Origin of the sequence: Bradyrhizobium sp. SPXBL-04 (genome assembly GCF_051853035.1) — a bacterium.
GTDB lineage: Bacteria > Pseudomonadota > Alphaproteobacteria > Rhizobiales > Xanthobacteraceae > Bradyrhizobium > Bradyrhizobium zhanjiangense.
The window spans coordinates 600593-615398 of the sequence record NZ_CP182472.1; the positions used below are offsets into that span (position 1 = coordinate 600593).

Sequence of the window (14806 nt, forward strand, 5' to 3'; positions counted from 1 at the left end):
CTCATCTCAATGCCCGGCCGCGCGCTTTGCCGCAGCATTATTCAGGACAATGAGGGCGTCGACGGCCACGCCTGTCTTGGTGTTGATCAGAAACGGGTTGATGTCGATCGAGGCGATCCGGTCGCCGGCATCTGCGATCAGGCTGGAGAGGCCGACGAGCGCCTTCACTGCGGAGGTCTCGTGCAGTGCCGGCTTGCCGCGATAGCCACGCACCTTGATCCCGGCCTTGGTGCGGCTGATCAGCAGCCGCGCCTCGGCCTCATCAAGCGGCGCGCCGGCGAGTGCGACGTCCTTCATCAGCTCGATATCGATGCCGCCGGTGCCGAACAGCACGACAGGTCCCATCTCGGCATCGAGCGAGGCGCCGACCACGAGCTCGAGCTCGGCCTTGACCTGTTGCGCGATCAGGATGCCGTCGAGCTTCGGCTTGCCCTTCAGCTTCGCCACCCGCGCGGTGATGTCGGCGAACGCCTTCTTCACCTCGGCGGCATTGTTGAGGTTCAGCACCACGCCGCCGATGTCGGATTTGTGCAGGATCTCGGCGCTGACGACTTTGGCGACAACCGGGAAACCGATCTGCTTGGCGATCTTCGCGGCTTCCGCCGCCGTCTGCGCAATTGCTTCCTTCGAGATCGGGATGCCGTATGCCTTCAGGAGTTTCTTGGAGGCAACCTCGTCGAGCGCCGCGCCGTTCGCCGATTTCAGCGTCTTCTCCAGCACGGCACGCGCGGCCGGCTTCGAGCGTGAGGCGATGTCCGGCACTTCCTTGCGCAGCTTCGCATAGTCGAGCAGCGACTTGATCGCGGTCACCGCGCGGTCCATACCCTGCATGACTGCCAGATGCGGCAGCGACTTGCGCAGGGCCTTGGTGAATTCGGTGAAGCCGATCGACATCGCGCTGATATAGATCACGGGCTTTGCGGCCCTGCTCGCCATCTCGTTGACGATGCGCAAATTGCGCTCGCGCAGCTCATGCGGCGCCTTCGGCAGCTCGGCGTCGATGATGACGACGTCGATATCGGGATCGTCGATCATCAGCTTGATCGACTTCATATAGACCGAGGGATCCACCACGGCGGCAAAGCCTGCGTCGAGCGGATTTCCGACGATCGATCCGGGGCCGAGCATCTTTGCCAGCTCCGAGCTGACATGCGGGCTCAGCGGTGCGAAGTTCAGGCCCGCGGCATAGAAAGCGTCGATCAGCATGCCGCGTTTGCCGCCGGAGAGCGTAACTGCGGCGAGCCGGTCGCCTCTGGGGGCCACGGCGTGGACGAAGCACTCGGTGGTCTCGATCAGCTCGTCAAGCCCACCGACCCGAATGACGCCTTCGCGCGTTGCAACGGCGTCGAACGTCTCGATCGATCCGGCGAGCGCGCCGGTATGCGCCATCGCCGCAGCGCGGCCGCCCTCGGACGAGCCGAGCTTGAGCGCGATTACGGGCTTGCTCGCGGCGCGCGCCGCCTTGCAGGCATCGCGGAAGGCTTTGGTGTTGCGCACGCCTTCGAGATAGACGACGATCACCTTGATGCTCGGGTCCTCGGCGAAATAGCGCATCAGATCCGGCGTCTCCAGCCCGGCTTCGTTGCCGGTCGTCACCATGTAGCCGACGCCGACGCCCCGATCTTCCAGCGCCTGGCGAATCGCCATCACGATGGCGCCGGATTGTCCGGCAATCGCCACCGTCCCCTGCTCCATGGTGACGACACGGTCGTCGATGTTGGTGAAGAGTTTTTCGCCGGCGCTCAAATTGCCGAGACAGTTCGGCCCCGTGACCGCAAGCCCCGTCTCGCGCACGGCGGCCTGCAATTCGGCGGCGAGCTTCTGGCTCTCCTCATCCTGCAATTCGCTGAAGCCCGAGGTGACGATGGTGGCCGAACGTGCGCCGGCCGCAGCGGCATCGCGGATCACCTGCACCGCAGAGCGTGCCGGCACCAGCACCAGGACGTGATCGGGCCTTTCGGGGAGGCTGGCAAAGTCCTTGTGGCAGGGGACGCCCCAGATGGTGTCGCGCCTGGCGTTGACGGGATAGAGTCCGCCCTCGTAGCCGTACTTGATCAGATTGTTCCAGATGCGCTCGGCATAATTGCCGGGCTTGTCGGTCGCGCCCACCAGCACGATGTTGCGCGGGTGCAGCATGGCATGGATGCCCTTGACCACGTCGCTGGCGTCATGTGACGGAGACCATGGGCGCGGAGAGAGGGATGCAGCAGATACGCGAGCTTCCATGGCGTGACCTCACCTGTTGTTCTTCTTGGTGGCGCGTCACTCTGTTCTATGGCGAGTTCTTCGCAGTAGCAACCACATGGTATGCCGCGTGATGGAATGAGCGATGCATCGCCGTCATTCATCAGCTCCAATCAGGACGCCATGCAGGACATAACGCTCGGGACCGGACGTGACAGCGTCGAACGGCCAGCAGGTCGCGAGCACCAGCTCGAAATCCTCTGTCGCGGGATCGATGCCCGATGCGTCGAAACGGACGACGGCCGAAGAATCCGCGCGATAGCGGAAATGCTTGCCGTCGCGGCGGGTGATTTCGATCACGTCTCCGATGGCAATATTCCGCAAGAAGCGGAAATGTGTATCGCGATGGGCGGCATAGACGGCAACGCCGCGTTCACCGGCATCGACCGTCCGCTCGATATGGCCGGGTCCGAAAGCGAGCGCTTGGCCGCTCGTGCCGTCCAGCACGATCGCGCTGGCGCCGATCCGTTTCACCTCGATCCGTGCGACCGGCCAGGTGTCGGCCCAAGACCATGGCTTGATCAGCTCTCCCGTCGCCACGCTTCGGTCGAATGCACGCTCCAGCAGCACCTGGGCGAGCCAGGCCTTGGCGTGGATATAGGCACCGTCTCCAAACAGGATGAGGCCGATCAGCGCCAGGACCAAGGGAGAGATGAAGCGGGGCATTGTGTTTCATTTCCCGTCATTGCGAGCCACCGGGTTCGCGCGAAGCGCGGCCCGATGACAGGCTCCGCGAAGCAATCCAGACCGTCTTCGGAGCGGCAGTCTGGATTGCTTCGTCGCTTCTTCCTCGCAATGACGATCCAAAAAGGCGCGCGCGGCCGTTGGTATGGGACGGGCAGCCGCGCGCGCTAACAGAGGAGTTCGGGGTGGCTCCTCTCTCAAGCGGCATCAGTGAGCAAGGGCTGACGCCGGTTGAACACGAACAGGATCAGGGCGAGCACGATCAGGGTCAGGCCCGCGATCATCTTCAGCTCGGCCGAGGTTGCGGTCTTGGGCAGACGGATCGCATCAGGTGCAGCAGGTGTCGGCCGCCTCGCCGCCGACTGATTGCGCGCGTCGGCATGGCGCTCATGCAGCTGTGCCGGCAATTGCTGTCGTTCGCCAAACACCTTCTCGAAATCCCAGCCGGCCGGCAGGTTGATCGGCAATTCGCTGAGCTTGAGCGGCTCGCCTTCGGGGCGGCTCGGCGTCTTGTCGACCGCGACCAGGCTGGTCAGCCGCGTGACGATCTGATGGTCGAGCGCCAGCGCCAGGATCGCCTTGTCGGATTCTTCTGGCGTCATCTCGCGCAGGGTGCGCGCCACTTCAGCATCGCCGATCTTGCGCCTGGCCCAGAGTTTTGACAGGCCCTTGCCTTCGGCGGCATTTTGTAGTGGCAGCGTCACCGACCACGGGCGATCGCCGACGCGGCCCTTGATCTCGAGCGAGCCCGCGAGCTTGTCGAGTTTTGCCGCCAGCACCAAGGGCTCGTCGCGGTAGACGTCGGGAATGATCGCCGGGGTGATGTCGGCTTTCGTGTCGGAGAATTTTGCGCTGAGACCGGTCACGGCCGGATTTTCCAGCTTGGCGAACAGGCCGCGCATGCGCTCCTCCACCTGCTCGACGGAGCCGATATGGGTGAAGGCACCGCGGCCAAGCTCGGCGGCACGGGTCATCAGATAGGTGTTGGGCGCCGACCCGATGCCGACCATGAACACGCGCGAGCGGCCGCGCATCGTCGTGATCGCATCGAACAATTGCTGTTCGTTGCCGATCGCGCCATCGGTCAGGAACACGACCTGGCGAACCATGCTGGTGTCGCCGAGCGTGTCGGTCAGCGCCGCGCGCATCGCCGGAACCATCTCGGTGCCGCCGCGCGCCTGCAAGGCGCTGACGAAGGAGGTGGCTTCACCGACATGCGCGGCATCCGCCGGCACGGAAGCCGCAAACAGCACGTCCATGGTGTCGTCGAAGCGGATCACGTTGAATCGGTCGTTCGGCTGAAGACGAGAGAGCGCATAAGTCAGGCTGGCCTTGGCCTGAACGATCGACGTGCCGCCCATCGATCCCGAATTGTCGATCACGAACACGACCTCGCGTGGCAGCGGTTTCTGCATCGCCTGTTCGGCGGTCGGCGGGGTGACGAAGGCGAGCAGGTAATCGGCATCGCCGACATGCTCGCGGAACAGGCCGACCGATGGCGCCTTCGCTGCGGCCGGCTTCCAGGTCAACTCGAAATCGCGATCGGCCGGTACGGCGCCCTCGGTGAGCGTGACGACGCGCGTTGTGTTGTCCGGGCTCTCGACCTTGACGTTGTGGTGGTGGCTCTTGACCTCGCCGAGCGCAAAGCCGGACTTCAGGCGCACCGTGATGCTGGTCGGATTGACCGGCGCATTCTTGGCGGGATCCAGCACGGGAGGCGAGATACGGTCACGGTCCGGAACCGGGTCCGAATGAGTCGCGCCCCAACCCGAGCCGTCGTTGCGGAAGTCGACACTCTGCACGATCGGCGCCGGACTGTAGCGCGGTGCCACCACCAGCGGCAGGCGCAGCGAATATTCGTTGCCGGATTGATGCACCGGCTCCTGGTATTCGATCTGCACCAGCACGGTTTCGCCGGGACCGATGTTGGCAACCGAGTTGGTGAAGATGTTCGGCCGCTCCTGCTCGGTGAGCGCGGCCTTCTGCCCGGCGCGGCGCGCCTGTTCGTAGATCACGCGGGCCTGCTGCCGCTCCTTGATGTCGCCGACGATGACGCGGTCGCCGACCACCATCTTCAGCGTATCCACGGCGCCGTCGGTCGCGAGCGGATAGACATAGGTCGCCTCGACCCAGTCCTTGGTCGGGTTGCGGAAGACCTGAGTGACCCGGGCGCGCAGCGTCGGGCCGGACACTGTGACGTCGATGTCGATGCCGAGGCGGATTGCTTCGGTGTAGGCGCCGTCCTGCTTCAGGAGCAGAGTGCCGGACCTGGCATCGCCGGGCTGGAGCAGGCTTGCTTGCTCTGTCGTTGCCGACCAACTCGTCCCGAAGCTGACGAGCAGGGCCACGAAAGCCATCAGCATCACCGCGATGCCCTGCGCGAGAAGAAGCAATCCGAGCTTGATCAGCCGGTTCAACATGGGGTGATCGTCGTGGTCGGCTGTGCCGTAGGTGTCCATTTGGCCTGCTCCCGAAGGACGTTTGCTGGCTCTCAGCATCCGCCGGGACGGCCTGATTTCGCGAGCAGAATGATCGGCAATGTTCCGCCGCGACCGGCCCGGGCTCACCGCCGCCGGGACGGTCATGTGCGGTTTTGTGCTGGTTTGTCCGCCCTGCTAGAATGGCACTTCCAAGGCAGGGTCGACGATGCAGACGCAGGATAAATTCACCGACAAGCAGCTTTCGGACGAGCAGAGCCGCGAGATCGCGGAGACAATTCGCGAGGAGCTCGCCAGACGCCGGATCTCCCGCCAGGCGCTGGCCGAACTGGCCAAGCTCAGCCTGTCGACGCTGGAGAAGGTGCTCGGCGGCCGGCGGCCGTTCACGCTGGCGACGACGGTCCGGCTGGAGCAGGCACTGGGCGTCTCCTTGCGCAGAAGTGCCGTCGTGGTGACGCCGCCGGCCACAAACGATGTCGCGCCCGACAGCCTCGGCTCTTATGCGCATCGTGCGGTGACCTGGCTCGAGGACGTCTACGTCACCCTGCGGCCGTCGTTCGGCGACAAGGACGCGATCTTCGCCTACCGCACCGAGATCGTCTGGGAGCCGAAAGTCTCTTCGCTGGTCTTCCGTGAGGGCGATCGCACCGATGCCGCCTATGAACATACCGGCGAGGTCGCCGTTCCCCATCAGTCCGGCTTCATCTACCTCGTCATCATCAAGCACGGCCAGCACCGCGTGATCACGGTGTCGCGGCCGACCGTCGCCGGTGAGATGTACGGCATCATCTCGACGCTCCGCGCCGGCCCTGGCTCGCAGCTCACGCCGATTGCGGCGCCAATCGCCTACGTGCCGCTCAAAAACGTTCCGAAGCCGTCTTTGGGGCGGGTCGGGCCCGATGACGCCAGCCATGCTTTGTATCGAAAGCATCTGCGCCGAACGGTGGAGGAGCCCTTCGCGCTCTTCCTGCCCGGATAGCCGCGCTTTGACCTCGTTCAAGCAAATAAGATAGCGGCCTTTTCAGCCGCTATCTTGCTTGGGCGTGTTCAGCTGATGCGGGCTAGCCGCCCGTTTCCGCGCTGATGATGTCGCCGAACAGTTCCCACTGACCGGCCTTGAAGCGGATCATCTTGAGTTGCTCGATCGGTGCGAAATCGTTGGCGCCGGTGTTGATCTTGATGCCGGGGATCAGCGTATCCGGCGCAAAGTCCTTCAGGCTGGCAGCCTGCTTCATCACGTTCTCCCGCGTCAGCACGTCCCCGCACTGCTTCAGCGCCTGGACCAGGGTCTGTGCGGCGGCGTAGCCGTAGACGAGGTTGGTGTCGGAGATGTTGGCGCCGGGCATGTACTTGTCGATGAAGGCCAAAAACTTCTTCATGCCCTCGTCGTCCTTCCATTGCGGGTCGGACGCGTCCTTCAGATAGGTTGCCGACAGCACGCCTTCCGAAGCATCGAGCCCGGCGGGCTTCATCACCGCGCCGATCGAGATCGACACATCGGTCATCACATGCATCGGTTTCCATTCGAGCTCGGCGATCTTCTTGATCGCCTGCGCCGCGAATTTCGGCGTCGAGATGTTGACGAGGACGTTGGCGCCGGTGCCCTTCAGCTTGACGATGTGGGAATCGATCGACGGCTCGGTGGTCTCGTAGCTCTCCTCCGCGACGATCAGCGAGGACGCCTTGTCGCCAAAAATCTCCTTGATGCCGGCGACGTAGTCTTTGCCGAAATCGTCATTGGCGTAGAAGATCGCGACCTTGGCATCGGGCTTCGCCTGCAAGATATACTTGGCGAAGATCCGCGCCTCGACGCGGTAGCTCGGCTGAAAGCCCATGGTCCAGGGAAAACCCTTGGGGTCGTTCCATTTGCTGGCGCCCGTGGCGAGGAAGAGCTGCGGCACCTTCTTGGCGTTGTGATATTTCTGCACGGCGGTCTGGGTCGGCGTGCCCAGCGCGTTGAACACCAGGAACACCTCATCGCTCTCGATCAGCTTGCGGACCTGCTCGACGGTCTTGGGCGGCGAATAGCCGTCATCATAGGAGATCCAGTTGATCTTGCGGCCGTTGATGCCGCCCTGGTCGTTGATCATCTTGAAATAGGCTTCCTCGGTCTTGCCGATGATGCCGTAGGCGGAAGCCGGCCCGGAATAGGCCTCGACATTGCCGATCTTGATCGCGGTGTCGCTGGCGCCCGTGTCGTACTTCTTTTGCGCGTAGGCGCCTTGTACTGAGAGCAATGTCAGCGCCGTTGCCGCGGCGAGCAGGGCGAGTTTCTTGTTCTTCATGGCAATTTCCTTGGGGTTTCTTCTGGGTTGGAGCAGGCACTTCGAAAAGAAAAAGCGCCCGCGAGGGGCGCCTCGGTCAGGCACTGGCGACTTTGTTGTCGACTTCGGAAGCCACCGAGAACTCCCTGCGCAAGGTCGGCTTGTGGATCTTGCCGGTGGCGTTGCGCGGCAGCGCATCGACGAAGCGGATTTGGCGCGGGCATTTGAAGCGCGCAAGGTTGGCCGCGCAATGCGCAACGACATCGGCCTCGGTCAGCTTTTGGCCCGGCTTGACCGCGACGATGGCAAGGCCCACCTCGCCCCATTGCGGATCGGGAATGCCGATCACGGCAGCTTCCGCGATGGCGTTGAGTTGATGCAGGACGTTCTCAACCTCGGCCGGATAGACGTTCTCGCCGCCGGAAATGTACATGTCCTTCCAACGGTCGACGATGTAGTAAAAACCTTCTTCGTCGACGCGCGTAGCATCGCCCGTATGCAGCCAGCCGTCGGTGAATGAGGTCTTGTTGGCCTCGGGCCTGTTCCAGTAGCCCGGCGTGATGTTCGGCCCCTTGACCCAGAGCTCGCCGAGCTCGCCGACATCGGCATCGCTGCCGTCGGGCCGCACGATGCGCACCTCCGTATGCAGCACCGGCTTGCCGGCGGAGCCAGCCTTGCGCGCAGCGTCCTCGCGGTCGAGCACCAGCACGGCCGGTGAGGTCTCGGTCATGCCATAGCCCTGCTGAAGCGCGACGCCGCGCGCTTCCCAGACTTTCAGCAACGGCACCGGCATCGGCGCGCCGCCGACACCGCCGACGATCAGCCGGCTGAGATCGGTGGTTGCGAAGGCTGGATGCTGCGCCATGAACTGGTAGATCGCGGGCACACCGAAGAACACGTTGATGCCCTGCGCGGGGTCGTTGATCAGGCCGAGCGCCGTGCCGGGATCGAAGGCGCGCATGATTATCACGGTGCCACCGGCATGCAGCACCGGATTGGTGTAGCAATTCAGCCCGCCGGTGTGGAACAGCGGCAGCACGGTGAGCAGCACCGAGGACGGCCCGATGCAGGCGGGGCCGCCGAGATTGACGCAATTCCAGAACGTCATGCCATGGGTGATGGTCGCGCCCTTGGGATGTCCCGTCGTGCCCGACGTGTACATGATGGTCGAGACGTCATCGAGCGTGACTTCTTCGGCGCGGTCGAGCGGTTTGGCGGCGGCGATGCCGGCCTCATAGGACCCGCCGGGTCCGAGCAGCAGGCTGCTCGCGACCACGCAAAGCTTCGCCACGCTCAGCGCCGTCCCGGCCAGGTCGGCATCGTGGATCATTACCTTCGGCGCGCAGTCGCCGGTGATGAACTGGAGCTCGGGAACGGTGAGGCGGGTGTTCAGCGGCACGAAGATGGCACCTAACCGCCCGCAGGCGAACTGCACCTCCAGCGTATCGGTGGTGTTCAGCGCCAGCACCGCGACGCGGTCGCCGCGCGAGACGTTCAGCGTGTGGCGCAAGAATGAGGCGAGGCGCGAGACGCGGGCATCGAGCTGCGAATAGGTGAAGCGGCGCTCGCTGGCGAGGTCGATGACCGCAACCTTGCCAGGCGTGCGCCGGCCATGATGAGCGATCCAGTCGTAGTAACGAACGGCCAAAAATCCCTCCCTCGGCGGTCTTGCGCCGCTGTATTATTTATTGCCATGCACCAGGCCGGCGTGGCCTTGGTGGGCCAGCCGGAGTTTTGTGCACCATCTTTTTGATCCGGAGTTGGCCTGCGAGGAGCGAAAATCGTCTTGCGTTCAGTTGCTGGCCCTGCGGCTTCACGCGAACTGACCCATCCGGCCAGCCACTTGGCGCAAGTGAAACCAACAAAGTTCCGTCCATGGTGGCCGAGACGAATCCGTACGAGGCGAGAGTGCTATGAAGAGCCCGTTCTATACCGCCGAGCACGATGCCTTCCGCGAAATGATGCGCCGCTTCGTCGAGAAGGAGATCACGCCCTTCGCTCATGAGTGGGACGAGGCCGGTGAATTCCCGCGCGCGCTCTATCGCAAGGCGGCCGCTATCGGCCTGTTGGGGCTGGGATTCCCCGAGGAATATGGTGGCATCGCCGCCGACCAGTTCATGAAGATCGTGGCGAGCCAGGAGCTCGCACAGGCCGGCGCCGGCGGTGTCAGCGCCAGCCTGATGAGCCACACCATCGGCTCGCCGCCGATCGCCCGGGCGGCTCGCCCCGAGGTGAGGGCATGCGTGCTGCCGCAGGTGCTATCAGGCGAAAAAATCTCCGCCCTCGCGATCACCGAGCCGGGCGGCGGCTCCGATGTCGCGAACCTGCGCACCCGGGCGCGGCGCGACGGCGATCACTACGTCGTGAGCGGCGAGAAGACCTTCATCACCTCTGGCGTGCGAGCCGATTATCTGACCGTTGCGGTGCGTACCGGCGGCGAGGGCGCCGGTGGTGTCAGCCTGCTCCTGATCGAAGGCAACACGCCCGGCCTGTCGCGCACCAAGCTGAAGAAGATGGGCTGGTGGGCCTCTGATACCGCGACGCTACATTTCGACGCGTGCCGCGTGCCCGCCGAGAATTTGATCGGCGAGGAAGGTCAGGGCTTCAAGATCATCATGCAGAACTTCAACAGCGAGCGCATGGGCATGGCCGCGAGCTGCACCGCCTTCGCCCGCGTCTGTCTCGATGAGGCGATCGCCTACGCCAAGGAGCGCAAGACGTTCGGCAAGCCGCTGGCCCAGCATCAGGTGATCCGCCACAAGATCGTCGACATGGCGCAGAAGGTCGCGGCTTCGCAAGCGATGCTGGAGATGCTGGCCTGGCGGCTGGAGCAGGGCGAAAGCCCGGTCGCTGAAATCTGCATGATGAAGAATCAGGCGACGCAGACCATGGCGTTCTGCGCCTCGGAAGCCGTGCAAATCTTCGGCGGCGCCGGCTTCATGCGCGGCATCAAGGCCGAGCGCATCTACCGCGAGGTCAAGGTCAACGCCATCGGCGGCGGCACCGAGGAGATCATGAAGGATCTGGCCTCGAGGCAGATGGGGTTGTGAAAGTCTCCTCCGTCATGCCCGGGCTTGTCCCGGGCATCCACGTTCCTGCTGCCGGGTGACGAAGGCGTGGATGGCTGGGACAAGCCCGGCCATGACGAGCACATCAGAGATATCGAGAGCTGAGCTGACAAAGATGCTTTTCACCGCCGACCACGACGACATCCGCCGGTCCTTACAAAAATTCATCGCCAATGAGATCAATCCTCATGTCGATGAATGGGAGAAGGCCGACATCTTCCCGGCGCACGAGCTGTTCAACAAGATGGGCAGCCTCGGCTTCCTCGGCCTGAACAAGCCCGTGGAGTTCGGCGGCTCCGGCCTCGATTATTCCTATGCGCTGATGATGGCGGAGGAGCTCGGCGCCATCACCTGCGGCGGCGTTCCGATGGCGATCGGCGTGCAGACCGACATGGCGACGCCGGCGCTGGCGCGGTTCGGCTCGGACGAAGTGCGGCGCGAGTTTCTGGCGCCGTCGATCGCCGGCGACTATGTCGCCTGCATCGGCGTCTCCGAACCCGGCGCGGGCTCTGACGTCGCCTCGATCAAGACCAATGCGCGTTCCGACGGCGACGATTACGTCATCAATGGCGGCAAGATGTGGATCACCAACGGCACCCAGGCCGACTGGATCTGCCTGCTCGCCAACACGGGCGAGGGGCCCGTCCACCGCAACAAGTCGCTGATCTGCGTGCCCATGAAGAGCAAGGGTGTCACCGTCGCGCGCAAACTCGACAAGATGGGCATGCGTTCGTCCGACACGGCGCAGATCTTCTTCGACAATGTCCGCGTGCCCAAGCGCAACCGGATCGGCGAGGAGGGCAAAGGCTTTACCTACCAGATGATCCAGTTCCAGGAGGAGCGGCTCTGGGGCGCGGCCGCCTGCCTGAAGGCGCATGAATACATCATCGATCAGACCATCGAATACACCCGCAACCGAAAGGCATTCGGGAAGTCAATCCTCGACAATCAGGTCGTGCACTTCAAGCTCGCGGAAATGCAGACCGAGGTCGAGCTCTTGCGCGCGCTGATCTATCGGGCCGCGGAGCAGCTGGTCGCCGGCGAGGACGTGACGCGGCTTGCGACCATGGCCAAGCTGAAGGCCGGGCGACTCGGCCGTGAGCTCACCGACGCCTGCTTGCAATATTGGGGTGGAATGGGCTTTACCAACGAAACGCCGGTCAGCCGCGCCTATCGCGACAGCCGCCTGACCTCGATCGGCGGCGGCGCCGACGAGGTCATGCTGATGGTCCTGTGCAAGATGATGGGCACGCTGCCCGGCAGCGCCAAAGGAAACGCTTGATGATCACGCTCTACCACTGCGACGCCGCGCGCTCATTCCGTCCGCTCTGGATGCTGGAGGAGATGGGGCTGCCGTACGAATTGAAGATGCTGCCGTTCCCGCCGCGGGTGTTCGCCAAGGATTATCTCGGGATCAATCCGCTCGGCACTATCCCCTTTTTGATTGATGGCGAGACGCGGATGACGGAGTCCTCCGGCATCTGCCACTATCTCGGCATCAAATATGGTCCGACCCCGCTGATGGTGGGACCTGAGGATCCTGCCTATGGCGCGTTCCTGAACTGGATGTATTTCAGCGACGCCACGTTAACCTTCCCACAGACGCTGGTGCTCAGATACACCCAGCTCGAGCCGGAGGAGCGCCGCAATCCGCAAGTCGCCGGCGACTATGCGAAATGGTTCTTGGGACGCTTGCGCGCCGTCGAGGCAGCCACCGCAAATGCCGAAACCTTGTGCGCCGGCCGCTTCACAGCCGCTGACATTGTCATCGGTTATGCGCTCCGCCTCGCCGACAACATTGGGCTGGCCAAGGATTTTGGGCCAAATGTCGCAGCATATTGGGCGCGCTTGCAGCAGCGCGACGGCTTCAAGCGCGCCGTTGCTGCGGAGCAAAAGGCCGGGATCGAGCAGAAAGTCGCTCCAAGGGTGCGGGCGTAGTTGTCGTCCCGGCGAAGGCCCATACTCCCCGAAACATGTTTTGCGAAGATTGGTCGCTCGGGATTGATATCGCCCACATCGATAGACTTCCCGATATGGGTCCCGGCCTCCGCCGGGACGACGAAGAGTTCCGGGTTTTTCTTTGCCCTTCCGTAGCGCCTGTCTTTTGCGCCTCATGACAGCGCTATCCCACCGTGACAGCGCCCAAATTTCCGCTAAGGTGACCTCCGTCCGCAGCGGCCAGAGAGCCGCGCGAGGAGGATCCCCATGGAAGATAAAGGTCGCGAATCCGACCATTTGATGCTGATCACGCCGGAGCGGGTGTTCTATGCGGGCCTGCTCGGCCGCCCCCGCAAACGGACCCCCGGCTGCTGCCACGTCTATGTGGCGGTGAAGGGCAATCTGCATCTGACGATCGACGATGTCTTCGCCACCGGCGAGCTGTTCGTCACCCTGCCGAACCAGCGGCATTCCATCGCCAGCGACTACCGCACCGCAATCAGCGTGACGCTCGAACCCGAGAGCATGCCGGACGGCGTGCTGGAGGCCTTGGCCCAGCGGCTGACCGGACCGGACAGTGCCGTTTACGCCCGCAAGATCCTCGCCGCCTACGCGCTGCTGCGCCAGCGCCGCTACGGTGACATCACCACCGCCGAGTTCGACGAGATGTGTTTTGGCGAGGCGCTGCCGCGCCGCGTGCTCGACCCGCGGGTGACGCGCGCGGTCGCCCGCATCGAGCGCTTCTCCGGCGAGCCGGTCACGGCCGATACCTGTGCAGCCGAAGCGGGATTGTCCGCCTCGCGCTTCCTGCATTTGTTCAAGGAGGAGACCGGCATCTCCTTCCGCTCCTTCCGTGCCTGGAAGCGCGCGCGGCATTTGCTGCACTTCGCTAACCAGGACCTCAATCTCGCCCATTTGGCGCAGGACATCGGCTATCCCGATTCCACTCACTTCAGCCACTCGATCCGCCGCTTCTACGGCCTGAAGCCGCGGGCGATCTTCGTCGGCTCGCGCGATCTTGCGATCTATCGCAGCACCGAGACAGTACGGCTGGCGGAGGCTTCGTAGGGTGGGTTAGCGCCGCTCTCGTAGGGTGGGCAAAGCGAAGCGTGCCCACCATCGTCACCAAGCACCGAGATGTGGTGGGCACGGCGCAAAGCGCCTTTGCCCATCCTTACGGTTTCTCGCTCTTTTCCAGCTTCTCCGCGCAAGAAGCCGCATGCCGCCCATCACATGATCGCAAGTGTTGAATTCCCAACATGCGAGACATCCAAGTCATGAGCGTCAAGGCATGAGCGACAAGGCCGTCATCACCTGCGCGCTGAACGGCGTGCTCACCGATCCGAAGCAGCACAACGTGCCTGTGACGCCCGAAGAGATGGCGCGCGAGGCCAAGGCTGCGTTCGATGCCGGCGCGTCCATCATGCACATCCATCTGCGCCAGCAGGCGCCGAACAAGGGGCATCTGCCGTCCTGGGAGGTCAGCGTCAGCAAGGAGATCCAGCAGGCGATCCGCGAGGCCTGTCCGGGCGTCATCATCAACCACACCTCGGGCGTGTCAGGGCCGAACTACTCAGGCGCGCTCGACTGCATCCGTGAGACGAAGCCGGAGATCGCGGCCTGCAATGCCGGCTCGCTGAACTATCTGAAGGTCAAGGCCGACAACACCTGGGCCTGGCCGCCGATGATGTTCGACAACGCGGTCGAGAAGGTGAAGGACTATCTCGACGTCATGAACGCTGTCGGCACCATCCCCGAGTTCGAATGCTTCGACGTCGGCATCGTCCGCTGCGTCGGCATGTATCACCAGGTCGGCATGTACAAGGGCCCGCTCGAATATAACTTCGTGATGGGCGTCGCCTCGGGCATGCCTGCTGATCCCGAGCTGCTGCCGATCCTGATCAAGCTGAAGCGGCCCGAAGCGCATTTTCAGGTCACCGCGATCGGCCGCGAAGAGATCTGGCCGCTGCACCAGCGCTGCGCCGAGCTCGGCGGTCATCTGCGCACCGGCCTCGAAGACACCTTCTATCTTGCCGACGGCAAGAAGGTGACGTCGAACGGCCAGCTGATCGAAGCCGTCGCCGCCTGCGCCCGCCGCGCCGGCCGCGAGATCGCAAGCCCCGCCGAGGCGCGGAAGATCTTTGGGACGAATCGCTGAACGTAGCCCCAG

11 protein-coding genes are annotated in these 14806 nt (G+C 63.7%); 6 read left to right on the forward strand and 5 right to left on the reverse strand.

The features are described from left to right. Positions 1-6: 6 nt before the first annotated feature. The 3 genes from ACNJX8_RS02775 to ACNJX8_RS02785 all read right to left on the reverse strand — a co-directional run bounded on the left by ACNJX8_RS02775 (position 7) and on the right by ACNJX8_RS02785 (position 5387). Entirely contained in the window at positions 7-2226 is a 2220-nt protein-coding gene (locus tag ACNJX8_RS02775) for an acetate--CoA ligase family protein (protein WP_439359504.1), read from the reverse strand. 114 nt (positions 2227-2340) lie between these two features. Further along, positions 2341-2910 (reverse strand): class GN sortase, encoded by a 570-nt coding sequence (locus ACNJX8_RS02780; RefSeq protein ID WP_439359506.1) that lies wholly within the window; start codon positions 2908-2910, stop codon positions 2341-2343. Positions 2911-3125: 215 nt separating this feature from the next. Next, entirely contained in the window at positions 3126-5387 is a 2262-nt protein-coding gene (locus ACNJX8_RS02785; protein WP_439359508.1) for a marine proteobacterial sortase target protein, read from the reverse strand. A 187-nt stretch (positions 5388-5574) separates the two neighbouring features. On the opposite strand from ACNJX8_RS02785, the gene ACNJX8_RS02790 reads away from it, so the two are divergent. After that, a complete protein-coding gene (locus ACNJX8_RS02790; RefSeq protein WP_439359510.1) occupies positions 5575-6345 on the forward strand; it encodes a helix-turn-helix transcriptional regulator in 771 nt (256 codons plus the stop codon). Positions 6346-6427: 82 nt separating this feature from the next. Here the strand turns inward: ACNJX8_RS02790 and ACNJX8_RS02795 are convergent, their stop codons facing one another. Both ACNJX8_RS02795 and ACNJX8_RS02800 read right to left on the reverse strand, forming a co-directional pair. Further along, complete coding sequence (locus ACNJX8_RS02795) at positions 6428-7651, reverse strand: ABC transporter substrate-binding protein (RefSeq protein ID WP_439359512.1); 1224 nt, start codon at positions 7649-7651, stop codon at positions 6428-6430. 76 nt (positions 7652-7727) lie between these two features. Then, entirely contained in the window at positions 7728-9278 is a 1551-nt protein-coding gene (locus ACNJX8_RS02800) for an acyl-CoA synthetase (protein ID WP_439359513.1), read from the reverse strand. Between the two features lie 265 nt (positions 9279-9543). On the opposite strand from ACNJX8_RS02800, the gene ACNJX8_RS02805 reads away from it, so the two are divergent. The 5 genes from ACNJX8_RS02805 (at position 9544) to ACNJX8_RS02825 (ending at position 14794) form a co-directional block, all read left to right on the forward strand. After that, the gene (locus ACNJX8_RS02805; protein WP_439359515.1) at positions 9544-10680 is read left to right on the forward strand and encodes an acyl-CoA dehydrogenase family protein; all 1137 of its coding nucleotides are present in this window, start codon (positions 9544-9546) and stop codon (positions 10678-10680) included. Positions 10681-10813: 133 nt separating this feature from the next. Then, positions 10814-11980, forward strand: coding sequence for an acyl-CoA dehydrogenase family protein (locus ACNJX8_RS02810; protein ID WP_439359517.1), 1167 nt, complete (start codon positions 10814-10816; stop codon positions 11978-11980). Then, positions 11980-12636: a glutathione S-transferase family protein gene (locus ACNJX8_RS02815; protein WP_128930812.1), complete on the forward strand. Its 657-nt coding sequence runs from the start codon at positions 11980-11982 to the stop codon at positions 12634-12636. Before ACNJX8_RS02810 ends, ACNJX8_RS02815 begins: the two co-directional genes overlap by 1 nt. A 267-nt stretch (positions 12637-12903) precedes the next feature. Beyond that, entirely contained in the window at positions 12904-13704 is an 801-nt protein-coding gene (locus tag ACNJX8_RS02820) for a helix-turn-helix domain-containing protein (protein WP_128930813.1), read from the forward strand. 223 nt (positions 13705-13927) lie between these two features. Further along, the gene (locus ACNJX8_RS02825) at positions 13928-14794 is read left to right on the forward strand and encodes a 3-keto-5-aminohexanoate cleavage protein (protein WP_249759167.1); all 867 of its coding nucleotides are present in this window, start codon (positions 13928-13930) and stop codon (positions 14792-14794) included. Positions 14795-14806: the final 12 nt, after the last annotated feature.